Source organism: Streptomyces sp. NPDC002499 (genome assembly GCF_053595415.1).
In genome coordinates, this window is record NZ_JBSFXO010000003.1 from 266,070 (window position 1) to 289,462 (window position 23,393).

General features: G+C 70.0%; 14 protein-coding genes. 8 read left to right on the plus strand and 6 right to left on the minus strand.

Features of this window, described 5'->3' with window-relative positions:
- Nucleotides 1–107: 107 nt before the first annotated feature.
- The 3 genes from ACWD5F_RS09270 to ACWD5F_RS09280 all read right to left on the minus strand — a co-directional run bounded on the left by ACWD5F_RS09270 (nt 108) and on the right by ACWD5F_RS09280 (nt 4,315).
- Nucleotides 108–1,637, minus strand: a complete 1,530-nt coding sequence (locus tag ACWD5F_RS09270) for a helix-turn-helix domain-containing protein (RefSeq protein WP_401721767.1) — start codon at nt 1,635–1,637, stop codon at nt 108–110.
- Between the two features lie 64 nt (nt 1,638–1,701).
- Entirely contained in the window at nt 1,702–1,899 is a 198-nt protein-coding gene (locus ACWD5F_RS09275; protein WP_401721764.1) for a DUF4236 domain-containing protein, read from the minus strand.
- 88 nt (nt 1,900–1,987) lie between these two features.
- Nucleotides 1,988–4,315 carry a hypothetical protein gene (locus tag ACWD5F_RS09280; RefSeq protein ID WP_451252629.1) on the minus strand — a complete coding sequence of 776 codons (2,328 nt, stop codon included), beginning with the start codon at nt 4,313–4,315 and terminating at the stop codon, nt 1,988–1,990.
- 169 nt (nt 4,316–4,484) lie between these two features.
- Here ACWD5F_RS09280 and ACWD5F_RS09285 point away from each other — a divergent pair, with 169 nt between their 5' ends.
- From ACWD5F_RS09285 to acnA, 6 genes are all read left to right on the plus strand, one after another.
- A complete protein-coding gene (locus ACWD5F_RS09285) occupies nt 4,485–5,534 on the plus strand; it encodes a LacI family DNA-binding transcriptional regulator (protein WP_451252631.1) in 1,050 nt (349 codons plus the stop codon).
- Nucleotides 5,535–5,539: 5 nt separating this feature from the next.
- Nucleotides 5,540–7,135, plus strand: a complete 1,596-nt coding sequence (locus tag ACWD5F_RS09290; RefSeq protein WP_451253170.1) for an FAD-dependent oxidoreductase — start codon at nt 5,540–5,542, stop codon at nt 7,133–7,135.
- 36 nt (nt 7,136–7,171) lie between these two features.
- Complete coding sequence (locus ACWD5F_RS09295) at nt 7,172–8,434, plus strand: ABC transporter substrate-binding protein (protein WP_451252633.1); 1,263 nt, start codon at nt 7,172–7,174, stop codon at nt 8,432–8,434.
- Entirely contained in the window at nt 8,431–9,408 is a 978-nt protein-coding gene (locus ACWD5F_RS09300) for a carbohydrate ABC transporter permease (protein WP_451252635.1), read from the plus strand. The genes ACWD5F_RS09295 and ACWD5F_RS09300 overlap by 4 nt, the downstream gene beginning before the upstream one ends.
- Nucleotides 9,398–10,231, plus strand: coding sequence for a carbohydrate ABC transporter permease (locus ACWD5F_RS09305; RefSeq protein WP_451252637.1), 834 nt, complete (start codon nt 9,398–9,400; stop codon nt 10,229–10,231). Before ACWD5F_RS09300 ends, ACWD5F_RS09305 begins: the two co-directional genes overlap by 11 nt.
- 289 nt (nt 10,232–10,520) lie before the next feature.
- Nucleotides 10,521–13,235 carry an aconitate hydratase AcnA gene (gene acnA, locus ACWD5F_RS09310; protein WP_451252639.1) on the plus strand — a complete coding sequence of 905 codons (2,715 nt, stop codon included), beginning with the start codon at nt 10,521–10,523 and terminating at the stop codon, nt 13,233–13,235.
- A gap of 66 nt (nt 13,236–13,301) precedes the next feature.
- Here the strand turns inward: acnA and ACWD5F_RS09315 are convergent, their stop codons facing one another.
- Nucleotides 13,302–14,303, minus strand: coding sequence for a helix-turn-helix transcriptional regulator (locus tag ACWD5F_RS09315; protein ID WP_401721756.1), 1,002 nt, complete (start codon nt 14,301–14,303; stop codon nt 13,302–13,304).
- Between the two features lie 104 nt (nt 14,304–14,407).
- Complete coding sequence (locus ACWD5F_RS09320) at nt 14,408–18,139, minus strand: S8 family serine peptidase (protein WP_451252640.1); 3,732 nt, start codon at nt 18,137–18,139, stop codon at nt 14,408–14,410.
- A 311-nt stretch (nt 18,140–18,450) separates the two neighbouring features.
- Between ACWD5F_RS09320 and ACWD5F_RS09325 the strand changes: the two genes are divergently transcribed.
- Both ACWD5F_RS09325 and ACWD5F_RS09330 read left to right on the plus strand, forming a co-directional pair.
- On the plus strand, nt 18,451–19,176 hold the full coding sequence (locus ACWD5F_RS09325; protein ID WP_451252642.1) for a response regulator transcription factor: 726 nt from the start codon (nt 18,451–18,453) through the stop codon (nt 19,174–19,176).
- Entirely contained in the window at nt 19,173–20,816 is a 1,644-nt protein-coding gene (locus ACWD5F_RS09330; protein ID WP_451252644.1) for a sensor histidine kinase, read from the plus strand. Before ACWD5F_RS09325 ends, ACWD5F_RS09330 begins: the two co-directional genes overlap by 4 nt.
- Here ACWD5F_RS09330 and ACWD5F_RS09335 read toward each other — a convergent pair.
- A complete protein-coding gene (locus ACWD5F_RS09335; protein ID WP_451252646.1) occupies nt 20,800–23,067 on the minus strand; it encodes an NEW3 domain-containing protein in 2,268 nt (755 codons plus the stop codon). The two genes, ACWD5F_RS09330 and ACWD5F_RS09335, sit on opposite strands and share 17 nt — an antisense overlap.
- Nucleotides 23,068–23,393 lie beyond the last annotated feature (326 nt).

A 23,393-nucleotide genomic window follows, 5' to 3' on the forward strand; every position in this document is an offset into this window, starting at 1 on the left:
CAGGTCGGGTGGGGTGCGGCGGCGTCCGCGGTCGCAGTTCACATCTCCGGGAAGATCACATCTCCCGGAAGGCCAGATGCCCCGGAAGATCAGATGTCCTGGAAGGTCTAGATGTCCCGGAAGATCTCGATCTGCGCCCCGATGGAGTTCAGACGCTCGGCGAGGTCCTCGTACCCCCGGTTGATGACGTACACGTTGCGCAGCACGGACGTGCCGTCGGCCGCCATCATCGCCAGCAGGACGACCACGGCCGGGCGCAGGGCGGGCGGGCACATCATCTCGGCGGCCCGCCAGCGGGTCGGACCCTCGACCAACACGCGGTGCGGGTCGAGGAGTTGGAGCCGGCCGCCGAGGCGGTTGAGGTCAGTGAGGTAGATCGCGCGGTTGTCGTAGACCCAGTCGTGGATGAGGGTCTTGCCCTGCGCGACCGCCGCGATGGCCGCGAAGAACGGCACGTTGTCGATGTTCAGGCCCGGGAACGGCATCGGGTGGATCTTGTCGATCGGCGCCTCCAGCTTGGAGGGCCGGACCGTGAGGTCCACCAGGCGCGTACGGCCGTTGTCCGCGAAGTACTCGGGCGTACGGTCGTGGTCGAGGCCCATCTCCTCCAGGACCGCGAGCTCGATCTCCAGGAACTCGATGGGGACGCGCCGGACCGTCAGCTCCGACTCCGTCACCACCGCCGCGGCCACCAGGCTCATCGCCTCGACCGGGTCCTCGGAGGGGGAGTAGTCGACGTCGACGTCGATGTTCGGTACGCCGTGCACGGTCAGGGTGGTGGTGCCGATGCCCTCGACCCGGACGCCGAGCGCCTCCAGGAAGAAGCACAGGTCCTGGACCATGTAGTTGGAGGACGCGTTGCGGATGACCGTGACACCGGAGTGCCGGGCGGCGGCCAGCAGCGCGTTCTCGGTGACCGTGTCCCCGCGCTCGGTCAGCACGATCGGGCGGTCGGGGCGCACGCTCCGGTCGACCTGCGCGTGGTACTGGTTCTCGGTCGCCGCGATGTCCAGGCCGAACCGGCGCAGCGCGATCATGTGCGGCTCGATGGTCCGCGTACCGAGGTCGCAGCCGCCGGCGTAGGGCAGCTTGAAGTGGTCCATGCGGTGCAGCAGCGGGCCCAGGAACATGATGATCGAGCGGGTGCGTACGGCCGCCTCGGCGTCGATCGCCGCCATGTTCAGCTCGGCCGGCGGCACGATCTCCAGGTCGACCCCGTCGTTGATCCACCGGGCGCGCACGCCGATCGAGCTGAGCACCTCGAGCAGGCGGTAGACCTCCTCGATCCGCGCCACCCGGCGCAGCACTGTGCGCCCCTGGTTGAGCAGAGAGGCGCACAGCAGTGCCACACACGCGTTCTTGCTGGTCTTGACGTCGATGGCGCCGGACAGACGACGACCACCGACGACTCGCAGATGCATCGGACCCGCATAGCCCAGCGAGACGATCTCGCTCTCCAGCGCTTCACCGATTCGAGCGATCATCTCAAGGCTGATGTTTTGGTTACCGCGCTCGATGCGGTTGACCGCGCTCTGACTGGTGCCGAGCGCCTCCGCGAGCTGCGCCTGTGTCCAGCCACGGTGTTGCCGGGCGTCACGGATGAGCTTGCCGATGCGTACGAGGTAGTCGTCTGCCATGGGGTTGAGGCTATCTCAGATATGAGATGGCGCCTCCTGGGGGGTCCGTTCGGGTGACGGCCGGTCAGTCGTCCTTCTTGGTGCGCGTCTTGCGCCACCCGAAAGGTCCGGGCAAATCCATAGATGTCGTACGTCGTCCGGTCGTGCTGCGCGTGTGTCGCGGACCGTGCTTCCCGCCGGTGGTGATGGACATCGAGCGCTTGTTGATGTTCAACCGAAGCCAAGGAAGGATCCGGAAGCTCTTGCGGAACGTGAGCGGCATGCCCGCCCCCTTTCGTCCTGGAGCGGGTACCCCGAAGGTGCGCGGGTATGGCGGTCGGCACACACCGGATGTCGGGCCGCGTGCCCCGTCAGCCGCAGCCCGCAAGGGAGTTGGCGTCGGGTCCGGCCACCGGTGTCAGGCCGTAGAAGACGCGCGGCGCGCCGTCGAGGGTGAGGGTGACGCGGCCATGGACGGGTGACAGCTGCCGGCTGCGGCCGACGGCGTCCAGCTCGCGTACGGCGGTGGCGGCGGTGGCCTTGAGGCGGGTCTTGGTCGGCCAGGGATCCACCCAGACCTCGGGGGCGGGGAAATGCCAGTCGGTACGCGCGCCGGAGGTGTTCAGCAGGTAGCCGTCGGCCCGGTTCCACAGGACGACCGCCGGGCCGTCGGGTGTGTCGAACCACAGGCCGAAGGTCTTCGGGTCGGGGAAGGTCAGCCGGCCCCGGAAGACGGCCTCGTCGAGGACGCGGGCCGCGGTCGCGTACGCCAGCAGCGACGGCTTCGGGCTGAGGTCGCGGTTCATCAGCCCGTAGTGGTACTCGACGTTGTCCGGATCGGCGACCTGCGGCATGCCCAGCACGCTGTCGTGAAACTGGTACCAGCACACGCAGGTGACGCCCTCGGCCTTGGCCAACGCCAGGGAGAGCAGGACGTTCTCGGCGGCGTGCCGGTAGGTGTCGTGCCACCAGCTGTTCGGCTTGGTCGGCGCGTAGGCCTCGGTCAGCCAGATCTCCTTCTCGCCGTGCTGCGCCATCAGCGCCTTCAGCTGCTTGAGGCCGCCGTAGAAGTTCCAGTACGTGCCCGCCGAGCCGGTGCTCCAGTCGTCGCCCGGCGGTATGTAGTCCGGGGTGAAGTTGCCGCGGCCGGGGTGGTAGGCGAACGCGTCGATGAGGTCCCAGCCGCCGGCGGCGACGAAGTTCTCCACCCACGGCTTGTCCATCCCGGCGAGTCCGTTGTTCATCAGCTTCACGGCGGCCCCGGTCGCGGCCCGTCGGTCGAAGACCGGGCGCAGCGCCTTGTCCAGGTAGGCCTGGGCGGCCGTGCCGGTGTTGAACGGCTTGTTCAGCTCGTTGCCGACCTCGAAGTACCCGGCCCCGGCGCCCTGCGCCACGGCCAGCTTGTCGGCCGCCCAGGCCGCCGCCTCGGTGTCGGTCGCGTCGAGGGACGGCTGGAGTTCGATGTTGTGGCGCATGCCTCGCGCGTCGAACGCCGAGGGCGGCAGGCCCGGGCCGCCGTCGTAGGCGATGCGGACCAGGGAGATGCCGGCCCGCTGCCAGAGGTCGAGCACGGCGTCGGCGCTCGGCCGTTGCAGCCAGGGGTAGTTGGCGATGCCGAACATGCTGTCCGCGCCCGCCTGGTAGGAGAACGACGGCAGGATCGCGAGGTTGGTCCGGGCGAACGCCTCGTCGTCCCCGGACCGTACGACGACCTCGGCGAACGCGAGACCGGCGGCCGGCGCGGGCACGGTGAACGTGTGCTGCCAGGTGCCCGCGGCGGCGATGCTGCCGGTCACGGTGGCGGTCGACTGCGTGCCGTCGAAGTCCCGTACGGACAGCGCCAGTTCGGCCGTACGCGCGCCGCCGCCGTTCGCCACCAGGGCGGTGAGCAGCATCGGCTCGCCGGGGACCTGGTAGAGGTTGAAGTCGCGGTCGGTGGTCAGCTCCAGGCCGAGTTCGACACCGCGGCCGATGGTGGCCGTGGCCGACGGTCTCGTCTCGGAGAAGAAGAAGTCGGCGCGGCTGGTCCAGCCGCCGGCCGGGTCGGCCGTTCCCGGAGCGTGGATCCAGGTCGCGTTCGTCCAGGCCTGGCGTGAGCGGTCCAGCAGGAACAGTCCGTGCCGGCCGCCCCAGGTCGAGGTGTGCGCGACGCCGGCGGTCTCCTCGTAGGGGATGCCGCCGCCGGAGTCGCGGACCCACTCGGTGATCGCGATGTAGTCGTCGGGCGCGGTCGGCGCCTGGATCGCCCGGCTGAACAGGAAGCCGTCCGGCAGCAGGGTGGCCGCGCCGGTGATCCGCCACTCCAGCCGGGCGTGGCCGGTGCTCACGCTGAACCAGCCGGTGACGGTGGTCGGCCCGGCGGCCGCGTCGAAGCTGTAGTCCATCCGGATCGCCGGTGTCCCGTCCGGCAGGGCGGCCAGCGCGGGGGTGCCGCCGGTCGACAGGTGGATGCCGGTGAGCTGGTCCTTGATCTGGAATCTCGACCCGGCGCTGCGGGTGACACCGGCCGCGTCGCGGATGGCGAGCCGGCCGCCGACGCTCGCCAGCAGGCTGATCCCGCCGGCGGTCAGGGTGACGTCGCCGTCCGCGGCGTGGGCGGTCACGGGGGTGGACTCGGCGATCAGTACGACGCCGGCCGCGAGCGCCGCGCCGAGAAGTCCGCGACGGCTGAGGCGGCCGCCTTCGGCAGGTGGGGTCATCGTCTGCTCCTGTCTGGCCGGGAACCGCTGTGATAATGCCTATCATCAACTTCGTGCCACGGACCGTCTCAATCGGACATGCCGTCGGTCAAGGGGTATTGCGCATTTGTTTCGGTCGGTTTAACGTCACCGACGTCCGCTGAAGTTACGCATTATCAACGGAGGATCGATGCCAACGAAGCCGCGCCGGATCACCCAGCGCGAGGTCGCCGAGATCGCGGGGGTCAGTCAGACCACCGTCTCGCTGGTGCTGAACGACCGTGACGGCACCAACGTGCGCATCCCGGAGGAGACCCGGGCGCGGGTGAAGCGGGCTCTTGAGGAGGCGACCTACGTCGCCGATCCGGCGGCCCGCCGGCTGGCCGGCCTGGACAACCAGATCATCGGCGTCTTCACCTACGAGGAGGCCCTGTCGCCGGAGAGCCTCGACTTCTACGGCCCCCTGCTGAACGGGATCGAGGGCGCGGCCGAGGCGATCGGCTGGGACCTGCTGCTCTTCACGTCCTCACCGGTCGAGAACGGCACCCGCAGCCTCTTCCACCGCAAGACCCGGCTGCGGCTCACCGACGGCTGCGTCCTGCTCGGCCAGCAGATGGTCGGCTCGGAGCTGGAACGGCTGGTCGCCGAGCAGTTCCCGTTCGTCGCGGTCGGCCGCAGGGACGAGACGACCGCGGCCGTGCCGTACGTCGGCGTCGACTACGTCACCCCGGCGAACGCCCTGATCGATCAGGCCGCCGCCGGCGGACACAGCCAGGCCCTGTACGTGCACCGCGGCCGGGACACCGCCACCGCCCGGGACCGGCGCGGCGCGGTCGAGGCCGCCTCGGCGGCGGGCCGGATGGCGTTCATGCTGGTGGGCGAGGAGCGGGTCGCCGAGATCGCCCGGCTGGCCCGGGCCACGGAGGCCACGCTGATCATCGCCGAGGACGCCTTCCTCACCGAGGACGTCATCCTCGCGCTGGTCGGTGCGGGGGTGGACGTGCCCGGCGAGATCTCGGTCGCCGCGTTCGGTGAGGTCCGCGGTCATCGCACCGACGGACGGGCGCTGACGGGCTTTCGCGTGCCGCGCAAACAGGTCGCCGCCGAAGCACTCGGACTGCTCCAGCAGTTGATCACCACCGACCCGCAGGAGTGGGTCGAACTGGACATCCAGCGGCTCCTGGTGGCCGAGGTCGAAGTGGGCGACACCATCGCCGTGCGGTCGGCGGGGCTGTCGTGACCGTCGTGAACAAGGTCGCCGCCGAGGTGGCGGTCATAGGCGGCGGTCTCGGCTCGGTGGCGGCCGCTCTCGCCCTGCTCCAGCGCGGGCACCGGGTGGTGCTGACCGAGGAATTCCCTTGGTTGGGCGGCCAGTTGACGTCCCAGGCGGTGCCACCGGACGAGCACATCTGGGTCGAGCAGTTCGGCGTGACCGCCCGCTACCGGACCCTGCGCGACAACATCCGCCGCTACTACCAGGACCACTACCCGCTGTCGGCGGAGGCGCGCGCGGACCGCCGACTCAACCCGGGGCGCGGCCGGGTGAGCCGGCTGTGCCACGAGCCGAGGGTGGCGCTCGCGGTGATCGAGGCCCTCCTCGCGCCGTACCGGTCGAGCGGCCGGCTGACCGTCCTGCAGCCCGCGGTCCCGGTCGCGGCCGAGACCGTGGACGGTGTGGTCCGCACGGTCACCGTCGCCGACCCGCGGACCGGGCAACACAGCGTGATCACCGCGGAGTTCGTGCTGGACGGCACCGAGACCGGTGACCTGCTGCCGCTGACCGGCACCGAGTACGTCGTCGGCGCCGAGGCCCGGTCCGACACCGGCGAGCCGAGCGCCCCCGAGGTGGCCGACCCCGCCAACGTGCAGTCGATCGCGTGGTGTTTCGTCTTCGACCACGTCCCCGGGGACCACACGATCGCCCGGCCCGACGACTACGACGAGTGGCGCTCCTTCGAACTGCCCTACTGGGGCGCCCCGATGCTGTCGTTCACCGCGCCCGACCCACGCACCCTGGCGCCGGAACAGCGCACCATGATCGTCAATCCGGAGCAGGACGTCTCCGGCGATCCGCGCTTCGACGCCGGGGACCGTGACCTGTGGCAGTTCCGGCGCATCGCGGCCCGCCAGACCTTCGCGGACGGCCTGTACGACAGCGACATCGTGCTGGCCAACTGGCCCCAACTGGACTACGTCGGCGGCTCGATCATCGACACCGACGACCGGGAGCGGCACCTGGCCGCGGCCAAGGCCCAGTCCCGGGCCTACGTCCACTGGCTGCAGACCGAGGCTCCCCGTCCCGACGGCGGCCGGGGCTGGCCGGGACTGCGGCTGCGCGGGGACCTCGTCGGCACCGACGACGGCTTCGCGCAGGCCCCGTACATCCGCGAATCCCGTCGCATCAAGGCGCTGACGACCGTCCGCGAACAGGACATCTCGGTGAAGGCCCGCGGGTCCGACGGGCCCGCCCGCTTCGACGCCTCCGTCGGGGTCGGGATGTACCGGATCGACCTGCACCCCTCCACCGGCGGCGACAACTACATCGACGTCGAGTGCGCGCCGTTCGAGATCCCGCTGGGCGCGCTGATCCCGGTCCGGACCCAGAACCTGCTCCCCGCCGCCAAGAACATCGGCACCACCCACATCACCAACGGCGCCTACCGGCTCCACCCGGTCGAATGGAACATCGGCGAGTCCGCGGGCGAACTCGCCGCGTTCTGCCTGGACCGCGGGCTGAGCCCGCGGCAGGTCGCCGCCGAACCCGCACTCGTCGAGCAGTTCCGCCGCCGCCTGGTCGAGGCCGGCGTCGAACTCCACTGGCCCGAGGTCGTCGGCTACTGAGCCGGACCGGCACCCGCACGTGAAAGGAACCCACCCATGATCGGAACCAGAAAGGCGCTGAGCGCCGTCGCCCTGACGACGGTCCTCGCGCTGACCGCGGCCTGCGGCGGGTCGTCGACCGGCACCTCGGACAAGGCAGTCGAGCTGCGGATGACGGTCTGGACCGCGGACAAGGCCCAGTTGAAGCTGTTCGACGACATCGCCGCCGCCTACCGCGCCGACCACCCCGACATCGCGAAGATCACCTTCGAGAGCCTCCCGTTCGCCGACTACAACACGACGCTCACCACCCAGATCGCCGGCGGCAACGCCCCCGACCTCGCATGGATGGGCGACCTGTCGCGGGACCTCATCGCCTCCGACGCGCTCCTCGGACTGACCGACACGCTCAAGGCCACCCCCGGCTGGAAGTACGACGACCTGCTCGCCAGCGCGACGGCGGAGTACAGCCACGACGGCACGCTGTACGCCTACCCGTTCTCCAACTCGCCGTTCGCCCTCTACGTCAACACCGACCTGCTGGCCAAGGCCGGGCAGAAGATCGATCCGGCCACCCTGACCTGGGACCAGGTCGCGGCGGCCGGAGCGGCCGTGCACGCGAAGACCGGCAAGGCCGGCTTCGTCGTCCGCGACTTCGACTACAAGGCGTGGAACACGCTGGCCACCGTGTGGACCGGCTGGGGCGCGTCGGCGTGGAGCGCGGACGGCAGGACCTGCACCTTCGACAGCCCCGAGATGCAGCAGGCGTTCACCTTCCTGCACGACGCGGCGTTCAAGACCAAGGCGATGCCGGGCCCCGGCACCACCGCCGACTTCTTCGCGGGCGACGCGGCCTTCACCGTCGCGCAGGTCTCCCGCGCCTCGCTGCTGACCGGCTCGTTCAAGTTCGGCCTCCACCCGCTGCCCGCCGGCCCCAAGGGCGAGTACTCCGTCGTCGGCCAGGCCGGGATGGGCGTCCTCGCCTCCAGCAAGCACCCGAAGCAGGCGGCGGACTTCCTCGCGTACCTGACCGATCCGGAGAACGCCGCCAAGCTGGCCGAGTACTTCCCGCCGCCGCGGAAGTCGCTGCTGACCGGGGACAAGCTCGCCGCGAACAACAAGGTCCTCAAGCCCGCCCAGCTCCAGGCCGCAGTGGTCGACCAACTGCCGGGCGCCGTCACGCTGCCCAACCACACCAGCCCGGCGGAGATCGCGCAGAAGGGCAAGACGGCGCTGGACGCGATGTGGCGCGCCGACGCCGACGTCCCGGCCGTCCTGAAGTCGGTCTGCGCCGCGATCGATCCGATTCTGAGCAAGTGAGCGGGACCCGGGCCGCCGAGCGGGCGGTCGTGAAGTCCGCGGCCGGGACCGGGCGCCCGTCGGGTCCGGGCGGGCAGCCTGCGGGCCGGGCCTTCTGGACGACCCACCGACGGGACGTGCTGACCGGCTACCTGTTCGTCCTGCCGCAGCTGGTCGGGGTGGCGGTGTTCGTCCTGCTGCCGGTCGGCATGGCGATCTGGTACAGCCTGAACGACTGGAACGTCCTCTCCGGCAAGCAGACCTTCGTCGGCGGCGACAACTACGCGGCCCTGGCCGACGACCCGCAACTGCTCAAGGTGCTGCTGGCGACCCTGCTCTTCTCCGGCGGGGTGGTGATCGTCAACATCACGCTCGGGCTGCTGATCGCCGTCCTGCTCAACCGGAAGTTCCGCGGGGTCACGGTGTTCCGGACGCTGTTCTTCTCCCCGGTGGTGGTCTCCGTCGTCGCCTGGACCCTGGTCTGGGGCTTCCTGCTCCAGGACAACGGCGGCATCAACGGCCTCCTGAGCGCGGTCGGGATCGACGGTCCGAACTGGCTCCAGGAGGGCGACACCGCGATGGTGTCGGTGATCTTCACCCAGGTGGTGCGCAGCGTCGGCGTCAACATGGTCCTGTTCCTCGCCGCCCTCCAGGGCGTACCGCGGGAGCTGTACGAGGCCGCCCGCATCGACGGTGCGAACAGCCGCACGGTCTTCACCCGGGTCACGCTGCCGATGATCTCGCCGACGGTGCTGCTGACCGTCATCGTCACAGTGGTCGGGGCGTTGCAGTCCTTCGCCCAGATCGCCGTCCTGACCGGCGGCGGGCCCGGTCTGTCCACCACGGTCCTCGTCTACTACGTCTTCCAGCAGGCCTTCGAGTTCAACGACATCGGCTACGGCTCGACGCTGGCCCTGATGCTGCTGTCCTTCGTCATGCTGCTCACCTTGCTGCAATGGCAGCTGCGCCGTAAGTGGGTGTTCTATGAGGACTGACCGAGTCCGGTCAGCGCTGCTGGTGATCGCGCTGGGCGTGCTGGCGATCCCGTTCGTCGTGCCGACGGTCTGGATGGTCGCCGCGTCGGTCAAACCGCTGGCGGAGATCTTCCAGAGCCCCCCGTCGCTGTGGACCGACTCGCCGACCCTGTCCGCGTACCGGGAGGCGTTCACCTTCCAGCCCTTCGCCCGGCAGTACTTCAACAGTGTCTACATCGCCGTACTGGTCACCCTGATCACCCTGGCGGTGTCCAGCCTGGCCGGGTACGCGTTCGCCCGAATCCGGTTCCCCGGCGCGAACGCGCTGTTCATGGTGGTGCTGACCGGGATGCTGGTACCGAGCGAGGTGACGATCGTGCCGCTCTTCCAGCTGTTCAAGTCGGCGGGCCTGATCAACACGCACTGGCCGCTGATCCTGGTGACCGCGCTGGCCGGGCCGTGCGTACTGGCGACGTTCATCATGCGGCAGTTCTTCATCGCCCTCCCCGTCGAACTGGAGGAGGCCGGCCGCCTCGACGGCCTCGGGCGGCCCGCGATCTGGTGGCGGATCTGCCTGCCGCTGGCCCGGCCGGCCCTGTCGGCGGTGGCGATCCTGACGTTCCTGGCCTCCTGGAACCTGTACCTGGAGCCCACGGTGTACCTCACGTCGCCGGACCTCTTCACCCTGCCCCAGGCCCTGACCCGCTTCGCCGACTCCTACGGCGGCCCGATGTGGAACACGCAGCTCGCCGCCGCCACCATGACGGTCCTGCCGATGCTGATCGTCTTCGTCCTGGCCCAACGCCACTTCATCGAGGGCCTGTCCCACTCCGGCCTCAAGTGAACGGTCAGGGTCTCCGCGGCTCCGAGACCGCCCCAGCCGGACCACTGACGGCGTCCGCGTTCATGGCTCGGCAGAGGTCGGACACGGCCCGGGCATGACCAGTCCGCCCCCATGTACTAGAGTTATCTCGACATCGAGATATCTGCACCAGGAGCACCGCAGCCGCACCCCACCGCCGACCCGGCGGTAAGGCTTGCCTAACTTAGCCTTACCTTAGCGGATCGGCCAAGTAGCCGTGGCGGCAGGATCGTGGTGAGTGAGTACGCGCACATCAATGAAGGAGACTGTCGTGTCGGCGAACAGCTTCGACGCCCGCAGCACGCTGCAGGTGGGCGACGAGTCGTACGAGATCTTCCGGCTGGACAAGGTGGAAGGCTCGGCTCGCCTTCCGTACAGCCTGAAGGTGCTGCTGGAGAACCTGCTCCGCACCGAGGACGGCGCGAACATCACCGCCGACCACATCCGTGCCCTCGGCGGCTGGGACTCGCAGGCCCAGCCCAGCCAGGAGATCCAGTTCACGCCGGCTCGCGTGATCATGCAGGACTTCACCGGCGTGCCCTGTGTCGTGGACCTCGCGACCATGCGCGAGGCCGTGAAGGAGTTGGGCGGTGACGCGGCGAAGATCAACCCGCTCGCCCCCGCCGAGCTGGTCATCGACCACTCCGTCATCGCCGACAAGTTCGGCACCCACGAGGCCTTCGCGCAGAACGTCGAGCTGGAGTACGGCCGCAACCGCGAGCGCTACCAGTTCCTGCGCTGGGGCCAGACCGCGTTCGACGAGTTCAAGGTCGTCCCGCCGGGCACCGGCATCGTCCACCAGGTCAACATCGAGCACCTCGCCCGCACGGTCATGGTGCGCAACGGCCAGGCGTACCCCGACACCCTCGTCGGCACCGACTCCCACACCACCATGGTCAACGGCCTCGGTGTGCTGGGCTGGGGCGTCGGCGGCATCGAGGCCGAGGCCGCGATGCTCGGCCAGCCGGTCTCGATGCTCATCCCGCGCGTCGTCGGCTTCAAGCTGACCGGCGAGCTGACCCCGGGCACCACCGCCACCGACCTCGTGCTCACGATCACCGAGATGCTCCGCAAGCACGGTGTCGTCGGCAAGTTCGTCGAGTTCTACGGTGAAGGCGTCGCCGCCACCTCGCTCGCCAACCGCGCCACCATCGGCAACATGTCGCCGGAGTTCGGCTCCACCGCCGCGATCTTCCCGATCGACGCCGAGACCATCAAGTACCTGAAGCTGACGGGCCGCGACGCCCAGCAGCTCGCGCTCGTCGAGGCGTACGCCAAGGAGCAGGGCCTCTGGCTCGACCCGGCCGCCGAGCCCGACTTCTCCGAGAAGCTGGAGCTCGACCTCGCCACGGTCGTCCCCTCGATCGCAGGCCCGAAGCGCCCGCAGGACCGCATCGTCCTCGCCAACGCCTCCGAGCAGTTCAAGAGCGACGTACGCAACTACGTCGCCGACGACGACGAGGCGGGCAAGGAGTCCTTCCCGGCCTCCGACTCCCCGGTCGCCAGCAACGGCGTCCCGTCGAACCCGGTCACGGTGACCGCCCCCGACGGCTCGACGTACGAGCTGGACCACGGCGCGGTGACGGTCGCGGCCATCACCTCCTGCACCAACACCTCGAACCCGTACGTCATGGTCGCCGCCGCGCTGGTGGCCAAGAAGGCGGTCGAGAAGGGCCTGACCCGCAAGCCGTGGGTCAAGACCACCCTCGCGCCCGGCTCCAAGGTCGTCACCGACTACTTCGACAAGGCGGGGCTCACCCCCTACCTCGACAAGGTCGGCTTCAACCTCGTCGGCTACGGCTGCACCACCTGCATCGGCAACTCCGGCCCGCTGCCGGAAGAGGTCTCCAAGGCCGTCAACGACCATGACCTGGCCGTGACTTCGGTGCTCTCCGGCAACCGCAACTTCGAGGGCCGGATCAACCCCGACGTCAAGATGAACTACCTGGCGTCCCCGCCGCTGGTCGTCGCGTACGCCCTCGCGGGCTCCATGAAGGTGGACATCACGCGCGACGCCCTGGGCACCGACCAGGACGGCAAGCCGGTCTTCCTCGAGGACATCTGGCCCTCCGAGGCCGAGGTCAACGACGTCGTGGCGAACGCCATCGGCGAGGACATGTTCAACAAGTCCTACGCCGACGTCTTCGCCGGTGACGCCCAGTGGCAGGCGCTGCCGATCCCGACCGGCAACACCTTCGAGTGGGACGCCGAGTCGACGTACGTCCGCAAGCCCCCGTACTTCGAGGGCATGACGATGGAGACCACCCCGGTCTCGGACATCGACGGCGCGCGCGTGCTGGCCAAGCTCGGCGACTCGGTCACCACCGACCACATCTCGCCCGCCGGTGCGATCAAGGCCGACACCCCGGCCGGCAAGTACCTCACCGAGCACGGCATCGAGCGGCGTGACTTCAACTCCTACGGCTCGCGCCGAGGCAACCACGAGGTCATGATCCGCGGCACCTTCGCCAACATCCGCCTGCGCAACCAGGTCGCGCCGGGCACCGAGGGCGGCTTCACGCGTGACTTCACGCAGGCGGACGCCCCCGTCTCCTTCATCTACGACGCCTCGCGCAACTACATCGAGCAGGGCATCCCGCTGGTCATCCTGGCCGGCAAGGAGTACGGCTCCGGCTCGTCCCGCGACTGGGCCGCCAAGGGCACCGCGCTCCTCGGCGTCAAGGCCGTCATCGCCGAGTCCTACGAGCGCATCCACCGCTCGAACCTCATCGGCATGGGCGTCATCCCGCTCCAGTACCCGGCCGGCCAGTCCGCCGAGACCCTCGGTCTGACCGGCGAGGAGGCCTTCTCCATCGCCGGCATCACCGAGCTGAACGACGGCACCACCCCGAGCACGGTCAAGGTCACCACCGACACCGGCGTGGAGTTCGACGCGGTCGTCCGCATCGACACCCCCGGCGAGGCCGACTACTACCGCAACGGCGGCATCCTCCAGTACGTGCTGCGCAACCTGATCCGCAACTAGCGGCTCCGGTACGGCGGTTGAGGGCCGCATCCCCGGCGAACGGGGGTGCGGCCCTTCGTCGTTCCGCTACAGCCAGCCCCGCTGGGCCGCCCGCAGTCCGAGCTGGAAGCGGCTCGCCGCCCCGAGCCGTTCCTGGAGGTCGCTCACCCGCCGCCGCAGCGTGCGCAGACTGATCCCCAGGTGACGGGCGACCGCCTCGTCCTTCAGGCCCGCCGCCAGAAGCCGCGTCAACGCCTGCTCGTCCTCGGAGAGTTCGGCGTTCCCGGCGGGCCGGCCGAGCGGAGTCGCCTGCTGCCAGGCCAGCTCGAAGAGCTTCTGCAGCGCCTCGGTGACCGCCGAGTGCCATACGACGACGGCGCAGTAGCCGCCCGCCGCCGACGAGGTCAGCGGGAGCAGGGCCCGACGCCCGTCGACCACCAGCAGTTTGAGCGGCACGGACGGCAACACCCGTGCCTGCTCGCCGAGTTCGACCATGTTCCAGGCGCGGGACAGGGCGTTCGGATCCTCCAGGGCGGTCGCCGCGTAGATGCCGCGCGAGACGATACCGCGCTTGAGGAGATCGGCCTGGAGGTCCACCTGCGGTGCGGGCGGGGCGAGATAGGGCGGGGTGTCGAAAAGACACACCTCGTGCTCCGCGCGGGCGTACATCTCCTCCAGGCGGGCCGCGATGGCGCCCTCGCCCGAGGCGACCTCGATCAGCCGGGACGGCTCCTCGCGCAGCAGGCCCGCCTCGTACGCGGTCGCCATCTCCTCGGCGGTGGCGGCGACCAGTTCGGACTCCGTCTCGCGCCGCCGGATCAGCGCGCGGATCGCCACCCGCGGGTCGACCGCCCGTAACCCGCCCATGGAGTCCGGCGGTTGGAGCAGTCCCAGCGCGAGCAGCCGGTTGCAGGCCTCGCGCAGCCCGGCCGGGGTCGCCCCGCTCAGCAGCGCCCAGCCGACCGCGCCGGCGTCCGGCTGATGGAGGATCGACCGGTACACCAGCTCGTCGGACGCGGAGACCCCCACCGCGGCCCAAGGGCTCGCGGCAGGGGTCCGTCGTGCATGATCTTGTGCCGTGTTCACCATGGCTCGCCACGGTAGGGGTTCTTTGTTAAGAATCCTTACCGTGGCTCGGCCCGTCCGCTCACTTCGGGATCACTTCGAGCTCGACCTCGGGCTCGACGTCGTGCTCACTTCAGGCCGAAGGCCCGCAGTACGGTCTGGTCGACCGCGTTGCCGTCCCGGTCGGCGGCCCGCACGCGCAGCGACACGGACGCGGCGCCCTTCGCGGGCCTGAACCGTGCCTCGCCCTTCTTGACGCTCACCGCTTTCCAGGACGCGCCGTCGTCGTAGGAGACCCAGGCCTTCAGACCGCTCGTCCGGACGCTCCCCGACTGGTTCGCGACCGGCAGCCCGACCGTCAACTCCCGCTTGGCGTCGGCCCGGTTGAGGAGGTCGAGGCCCTTCGGGGCGATGCCGACGGTGAGCAAGGGCAGTGCGGTCTCGGAGGCGGTGTGCGCCGAGGCGAAGGTCCACTCGGTGTGCGTGCTCGTGGAGTACTTCGCCCAGCCCGCCTTGCGCTGCACGTCCAGATCGAAGCGGTACGAGGCCTTCGTCGCCGGGACGTCGAAGACGCCGTACCCGCCCAGCGTCGAGTCGCCCACGAACTGCCCGTCGGCGTAGAGCTTGCCCTGCGCGGTGGTGTCGACGCCGTCGACATATCCGTAGTGGCCCGGCGTGGAGTCGCTCAACTCCGGTACCGAGAAGGTGAGTTTGTCACCGTCGCGCACGGAGAGGCCGTACTCCTCGCTGCTGCCCGGCCGGACGACCTGGCGCAGCCAGTTCTCGGTGGGCTCGGTGCCCGGCTCGGTGAAGGTGTGCAACGGGCTCCACTGGCCCCGGCGCGCCTGCCAGTTCGGGTAGACGACATGCCAGGTGCGGGTGTCCGGGTCGACGTAGTAGTACTCGTCGCGTTCCGTGCCCAACTGGGTGTCCACGCTGGTCTCGACGCCGAAGAGCTGCCAGGGGCGGAAGGTGTACAGGGTGTCCGCGCCCGTCTCACCGGCCGTGGCACCGTAGTAACGGGCCTTCCGCTTCACGGTGTTGGACTTGTCGAGGCGGTAGGTCTGGTTCGCCGTGATGGTGCCGCTCTGTGCGGCGAGCAGGTTGTAGACGTAGGGGCTGACCGGTGTGCCGCTCAGCTTCAGTGTGACCTTCTTGCCGGTCTTGAGCAGGGCGGCCAGCCTGGCGCCCTCCTCGCCGGTGGCGATCATCAGCGGGACGGTGGTCGCCCGGTCTACGGCCTCGATCCAGAAACCGGGCGTCTTGCGGTAGACGATGAGGTAACCCGCCCCGGCCTTGGTCGCGTTGTCCAGGGCGCTCTGTGCCCGCTCGGTGGCGCCGACGCCGACCACCGCCACCTTGCCCTTGACGTCGAGCCCGGCGAAGTCGGCCGCGGTACCGCCGCCGGCGTCCACCACCCGGACCGTGTGGTCACCGCTGATCTTCAACGGGAAGTCGTCGTACGTCTGGGAGTAGTAGAGCGAGGACAGCGCGGTCTTCTGCGGGCCGGTGACGCTCGCCGTCAACTCCTTGGCGTACAGCCGGAACTTGGCGTAGAAGTTCAGGGTGCCCACGGTGACCGTCCGGGTCGGCGCCACATAGACGTGGTCGGTCCAGAAGCCCTGGCTGTAGGTGAGTCCCCAGGCGCTGCCCGGCCCCTCCCGGTGCCAACTGGTGCTGAAGCCCTGGAACTCGGAGTCCTCCTTCGTCTTCGGTCTGATCTCCACCGCCTTGCGGGCGTCGAGGACCACGGCGGTGTCGCCGTCGACCTTGATCTCCGGGTCGCCGACGACCGAGGTGCCCACCGCCAGACCGCCCGCGTCCCGGTCCGGGATCCAGGTCGCGATGGAGTAGGTGCCGGCCGGTACCTGCCAGGTCCAGCCGGTGCCGAGGAAGCCGTAGTCGTCGGGGTAGGCGCCGTTCAGCTCCTGGAGCGTGAAGAGCGAGGCCCCGGTGGACGGGTTGCCCTCGCGGTCCACGAGCGAGACCTTGAGGTCGTACGTCTTCGGCGCCTTCTCGAAGCCGACGGCCGTGCTGACCTGGACGCCGCCGTCGGCGGTCGCCGTGACATGGCCCGTGTACCGGCCTTCAGTCTCCCGCGCCGGGTCGACGCCGACGGAGACGGTCGCGCTGCCCCTCGCGGGCAGGGTCACCGAACCGGAGCCCAGAGCGAGGTCGGGCAGTGACGACGAGAGCTTCAACTCCACCGGACTGTCAGTGGTGTTGGTGTACGTGATGTCCTTGCCGACGACACCGTTGTCGCCGTCCTCGAACCTGCCGAAGCTCAGCGCCGAGGTCGCGAAGACGCCCTGCTCGACCGCCCGTACGGCGTCGACCCGGCCGTCGCCCTGCTCGAACACGGAGTCGTCGGCGTTCGTCTTCGCGGTGCTGGCCAGCGCCTCCTTGATCTGCTCGCCGGTCCAGTCCGGATGGGCCTGCACCACCAGCGCCGCCGCGCCCGCGACATGCGGGGTGGCCATCGAAGTGCCGCTCGCCGTCGTGTAGTTGTCGTCGACCGGCGTACCCATGGTCGTGCCGGCGGCGCGGGCCGCGGTGATGTTCACGCCCGGCGCGGTGATCTCCGGCTTGACCGCGGAGTCGCCGAGGCGCGGACCCCGGCTGGAGAACGAGGCCAGCTGGTCCGACTTGTCGACCGCGCCCACCGTCAGCGCCGAGTCGGCGATGCCCGGGGTGCCCAGGGTCTGCTCGCCCGGGCCCGCGTTGCCGGCCGCGATCACGAACAACGTGCCCGTGGACGCGGACAGTTGGTCGACGGTCTCACTGAGCACGTCGGAGGGACCGTACGCCGTACCGCCCAAGGACATCGAGACGATCTTCGCGCCGGAGCGCGCCGCCCACTCCATGCCCGCGATGATCCAGGACGACTGGCCGTGGCCCGTGTCGTCCAGCACCTTGCCGACCAGCAGCCGCGCGCCCGGCGCCACGCCCTTGTACCGGCCGCCCGAGGCCGCGCCCGAGCCGACGATCGTGGACGCCACATGGGTGCCGTGGCCGAAGCCGTCCTGGATCGTCTCGTCCGGTACGAAGCTCTCCGAGCCGGCGATCTTCCCGGCCAGGTCCGGGTGCCCGGTGTCCACGCCCGTGTCCAGGACCGCGACCTCGACGCCGGTGCCGTCGTAGCCCGCCTGCCACACCTCGGGCGCGCCGATCTGCGGCACGCTCACGTCGAGGGACGCCTGCACCTTGGCGTCCAGCCAGATCTTGTCGATGCCGTCACCGAGCCGCTTCGCGGCCTTCGCGGTGGGTGCCGTGCCGAGCGCCGGGGCGATGTCCGACCAGAAGGCCGTGGACTTCTTCGCGCTGAGCGCGGCGCCGTCGATCCCGGGCAGCGCCAGCGTCCGGCGCGTGCCCTCGGGGGTCTCGGTGCCCCTGCTGTACGTCGCGATGACCGGGGTGGAGCCGGTCTTCGCGTCGGTGTATCCCTGCTTGACCAACTGGGTGACGTTGAACAGGGCCGGGTCGAGGCGGCCCGCCTTGATCAGCGGGACGGCGTCCGCCGGCAGGACGCTGATCTCGCCGTTCTTCTCGCTGGACAGGAAGGTGGCGGCCTCGCGGCCCTTGCCGCGCCATACGTCGACGGCGTTCTTGCCTTCCGGTCCGACGGTGAGGGTCACGGTGTCGCCGGTGATGAGGGTGACGGTCTGCGGTGGGGTGGTGCTCGGGCCCGTGCGGGACGCGGCGGGCGCGGCGGATGGGGTGGGTGTGGTGGGTGCGGTGGCCCGGGATCCGTGGGCGGGTGTGGTGACCTGGGATCCCAGGGCGGCTGTCGCGGGCGTGATCGCCCCCGCGAGCAGTCCGGCCGCTCCTGCCACGGCCCACAGGGCGTGGAGTCTTCGCATGGGTGGACGTCCTCCCCTGAACGCGGAACGCCTCCGCCCGGTAAGCGGAAGCCACGGATCACAGTGGGCGTCCGGCCCCGGACCGCTCAAGGGAATCGAGTGGCCGGAGCGTGCCAATGCCCCCTTCGGTCAACGGAGTTGGCGCGAAACCGGCCAAGGGTGAACGGTCACGAGCGGCCGCCCGTCCCGGTCCGCACCCCGGTCCACAACCGGACTCCGCAGGTCCGCCTACCTGTCGGCCGTCCGTTTTGCACGGCTGCGGCTCAGTCGGAACACAGCATTCCCTCAGCCAACCGGGACAGGATCAGGACATGGCTGGCATCTCCGGTACCCGAAGCGGACGGGTCCGCGTTCTCATCGTCGACGACGAACCCGCGCTCACCGAAGTGCTGTCCGTGGCCGTCACCGAGGCGGGCTGGCGGCCCTATCCGGCCGGCGACGGACAGAGCGCGCTCAGGATCGCCCGCGGCTGCGCCCCGCACGCCGTCGTCCTGGACGGGATGCTGCCCGACCTCGACGGCATCCAGGTGCTGCGCCGCCTGCGATACGAGAACCCCAAGCTGCCCGTGCTCATGCTCACCGCCCGCGACGCCGTCGAGCACCGCCTCGACGGACTCGACAGCGGCGCCGACGACTACGTGACCAAGCCCTTCTCCCTGGAGGAGGTCGTGCTGCGGCTGCGCGGACTGCTGCGCCGGGCCGGCACCGAGCACAGCGCGGCCGACGACTCCGTACGCGTCCTCGGCGACCTCGTGCTGACCGAGGAGACCCGCGAGGTGCACCGCGCGGGACAGCAACTCCAGCTCACCGCCAAGGAGTTCGACCTGCTCAGCCTGTTGCTGAACCATCCCCGCCAGGTGCTGAGCAAGGCCCAGATCCTCGACCACGTGTGGAGCAGCTCCTTCGACGGCGGCGGCAACCTCGTCGAGGTCTACATCTCCAGCCTGCGCCGAAAGATCGACAAGGGCCGAGCGCCGATGATCCACACCGTGCGCGGCACGGGATACACCATCAGGCCCGTGGAGGAGGGGAGATGACCGCGCGACCGCGCGGGCGCTCCCTGCGGACCCGTCTGCCTCTCTTCGGCGGACGCTCTCTGCGGACCCGTCTGCTCCTGTTCATCGGCGCGGTCCTCGTCGTCGTGTGCGCCGCCATGGCGGTCACCACCGTCTACGCCCAACGCGCGTATCTGCTCGGCAACTTGGACCAGCGCGTCAGCGACGCCGCCGACCGCAGCCTGGGGGGCGCCTCGCTCCACCCCGAGCTGGACCGGGACCTCACCTTCCTCCACGAGAGCGGCCATCCGGCCGGGATGCTCGCCGCCCGGCTCGACGACGACGGCGCCGTCCTCGCCGCCGCGGTCGTCAGCCAGGACGCCGCCCCGCAGGCGCTCGGCGACGACCAGCGCGCCGCCCTCGAAGGCCTCACGGCCGACGGCGCCGAGCACACCCGTACCGTGCCCGGCCTCGGCGCCTACCGGCTCACCGTCCTGGACGACGACGGCGTCCGCGTCCTGGCCGGACTCCCGATGGGCGACGTACAGGACATGATCACCAAACTGATGGTGGTCGAGTCGGTCGTCGCCGCCGTCGGGCTCGGCGCCGCGGGGGTGGTCTGCGCGGTGGTCATACGACGTCAACTGCGGCCCCTGGGCCGGGTCGCCGCCACCGCCGTCGAGGTCTCCCGGGCGCCGCTGGACCGCGGCGAGGTCACCGGCCTCACCCGCGTCCCCGCCCGGGACACCGACCCCGGCAGCGAGGCAGGCCAGGTCGGCGCCGCGCTCAACCGGATGATCGAGCACGTCGAGTCCTCGCTCGCCGAACGGCAGCGCGGCGAGGAGGAGATGCGGCGCAGCGAGGAACGCATGCGGCGCTTCCTGGCCGACGCCAGCCATGAACTGCGGACCCCGCTCGCCTCCATCGCCGGCTACGCGGAGCTGATGAATCGCGGCACCGACCGGATCGAGCCGGTGCTGGCCTGGCGCCGGGTGTCGGCGGAGTCGGCACGGATGACCGGCCTGGTCGAGGATCTGCTCCTGCTCGCCCGGCTCGACGAGGGACGGCCCCTGCACGCGGCCGAGGTCGACCTCGCGGCCGTCGTCGCCGAAGCGGTGTGGGACGCGCGGGCGGCGGGCGACGGACACGACTGGCAGCTGTCGCTGCCCCTGGAGGTGCCCGCCCTGGTCGTCGGCGACGAGGCACGGCTGCACCAGGTGGTGGCCAACCTGCTGGCCAACGCGCGTGTGCACACGCCGGTGGGCACGGCGGTGGTGGCCGAGGTGGACGTGGTGGGGGAGCGGTGCGTGATCCGCGTACGGGACAACGGGCCGGGAATTCCGGCCGAGTTGCTGCCCAGGGCCTTCGAGCGCTTCACCCGCGCCGACTCGTCACGGGCCCGGGCGTCCGGGTCCGCGGGCGGCGCGGGACTCGGACTCGCCATCGCGGCGGCCATCGTGGGCGCGCACGGCGGCCGGATCGACGTGACCAGCGTGCCGGGCCGCACGGAGTTCACGATCGACCTCCCGGCGGACCGACTCCCGCCCGCCGAGCCGCAGTTGCGCGTCCGCCCGGCGCCGGTGCGGGAGAGCACCGTACGCCGGGCGGACGCCGTCGTCGAAGGCCGCGCCGGCGGAGTCCGTGCGGGACTGCCGGCCCGGACCGCTAGGGAGTGGTCGTGAAGGAGTCGAAGTCGGCCTCGCCGGTGGTGCCGGAGGCGTGCGAGGTCTGGGTGAGGCCGACGTCCTGGGTGGCCGCGGCGGTGGGCACGTCGATGGTGCCCACCAGGTTCCAGGTGGTGTTGTCGGTCGAGTAGTAGCCGCTGTACGAGGTGCCGGTGCGGACGAGCTTCAGCCACGAGGGATAGGTGGCGGTACCGGTGGAGTCCTGCGAGTCCAGCTTTCCGTCGCCGTCGCTGTCCCAGTCGAGGAGATAGCCGTTGCCCGGGGTCGCGACCAGGGCCACATAGCCGGGTGAGGTGTTGGACTGGGTGATGTCGTTGCGGACCATGATCCCGGCCTTGGCCCAGACGTCCGTGTTCGACTGCGAGTCGAGCTTCACCGTGGTCACGGAACCGTCGCGTTCGGCACCGGGCAGATAGATCGTGCCGTACTCGTTGGTGCCGTTGTAGAGGTCGGCGCCCTGGGCCCGGATGCCGAGTTGGGTGCCGGACCGGCTGAAGCTCGCCGTGGTGGAGGCGAACGTCTTGTACGGGGCCGTCACTTGGTGGTTGACGGTGATCGTGTCTCCGGCGGTGAGCCGGGTCCTCCCGTCCGACCGGAAGCGGTAACTCGCGCTCCCCTGGAAGTCGTTGGCGGCGAAGAGCTTCGACGAGGGCGGGATGGACACGGAGTAGGTGGCCTTCAGCGCATGTCCGCCACGGACCGTCCGGGCCCGGGTCACGTCACGCGTGGTGATCTTCGTGCCGGCCGGCCCGGTGAGGGTCAGGGCGGCGTCGGTGATCGGCCGCGACCCGTTGTCGGACAGGACCGCGGTCACCGTACGCGTGGTGCTGTCGCTCGACGCCGGGGCCCAGTCGAGGCCGAACGAGACGTCCGGCGCCGCACCGGACACCGTGCGGTGGGTGCCGTGGACCCGGTACAGGACCACGCCGTGCGGCGGCACGTTGGCGGCGATCCGGCCCGTGGACTCGGTCAGCCGCTTGCTCCACAGATCCCGCAGGGAGTAGTCGCGCGCCTTGGCCAACCCCAGCGCGGACGCGGTCGTGGCGACTTCCCGGGGCGCCGACCCGGTGTTGAACAGCCCGACGATCGCATCGCCGTTGGGCTCGGTCTTGGCGAACACCTGCGCGTTCGCGTCCGAGGAGATCCGCTTGGCGTCGATGCCGTCCTGGTCGACCGCGAGCACGTCGGTGTTCTTCAGCAGCGCGAGGTCGGCGGGGTCGAGATGGGTCAGGTCGGTGCCGAGGATGAGCGGGGAGGCGGCCAGCGACCACAGGCTCATCTGGGTCCTGCGCTCGTCCGGCGTGAGGCCGTTGTTCGCGCCGTTTCCGATCTCCAGCGAGTCGTAGTCGTTGTATCCGCCGGGACCGCCGTACCCGGCCCACTTGGCGACCTGGTCGAAGCGCGAGGCGATGGAGGCCCAGGTGGTCAGGGGGTAACTGCTGCCGTCCGGACCGCAGTAGCACTCGATGTCGCCGCCGGTGCGCCAGCCGTTGGAGAGCTTCTTCCAGAGGGCCGCGTTGTTGATGTCCAGGTTGTTGGACAGCTCCAGATGGATCGGCCGACCCGTCTTCCGCAGCGCGTCCGACCAGGCCTGGACGTCCTGTTGGTCGGGTGTGCCGACGCCGTCGATCTTGAGGTAGTCGATGCCCCAGCCGGCGAACTGCCCGGCCCACGAGTCCACGAACGTCTGCGCGCCGGGCTTGGTGTAGTCGATGCCCACCATGCCGCCGCAGTTGTAGTTGCTCTCCGTCGCCGTGGTGGCGATGTCCCGTGCGTGGTACGGCGTTCCCTTGATCCCGGTGTTCTTGGTGACCGCCTGCTGGGAGATGCCGGGCGTGACGTACAGGCCGAACTTCAGCCCCAGGGAGTGGACATAGTCGGCCACGACCTGGATGCCGTTCTCACCGCCGCGCGGCGGGAACCTGACGGGGTCGGTGACCCAGCGGCCGTACTGGTCGACGTCCGGTCCCTGGCTGCCCGGGCACTGGTACCAGAAGTCGTCGATGTTGGCGTAGACGAAACCATTCTTCGCGAGGCCGCTGGTCTTGAGCGCCTTCGCCTGCGCCTCGATGGTCCGCGCGGTCGGATCGCGGCGGACGAAGCTCCAACTGCTCCACCCCAGCACGGGTTTGAGCCCGACACCGTTGTCAGAGGCCTGCGCGGGCTGGCTGCCGGTCGCGGTGATTCCCGTGGTGAGCAGCAGCGCTCCCACGCAGGCGGCCAGTGCACCGCGGATGTGTCTTCTCATGAGCTGTTCCTCCGTCGCAACGCTCACTTGCCTCAGAAAGCGTCAAGAATCAACCCCCCGGACGCGACAAGTGAACATGACCGAACTCCAGTCACCACATAGCGCGCTTGGCCAAGAATGAGTCAAGTCTGTGGGGCCACTGTGGCGGGACCGCTCGGCGTTTACAGCCGCCCCACTTCGCGCTAGCTTCCCCATAGGTGGGGTGGGAGCGCTCCCATGTCGGCGGACCGGAACCCGCCGTCCAGTGGGCGTCGACCACCCCACCCCTCTCCGCATGGACGCATCCACCTGGCCGTACCCGAAGGAAATCGAATGTCATGATCCTG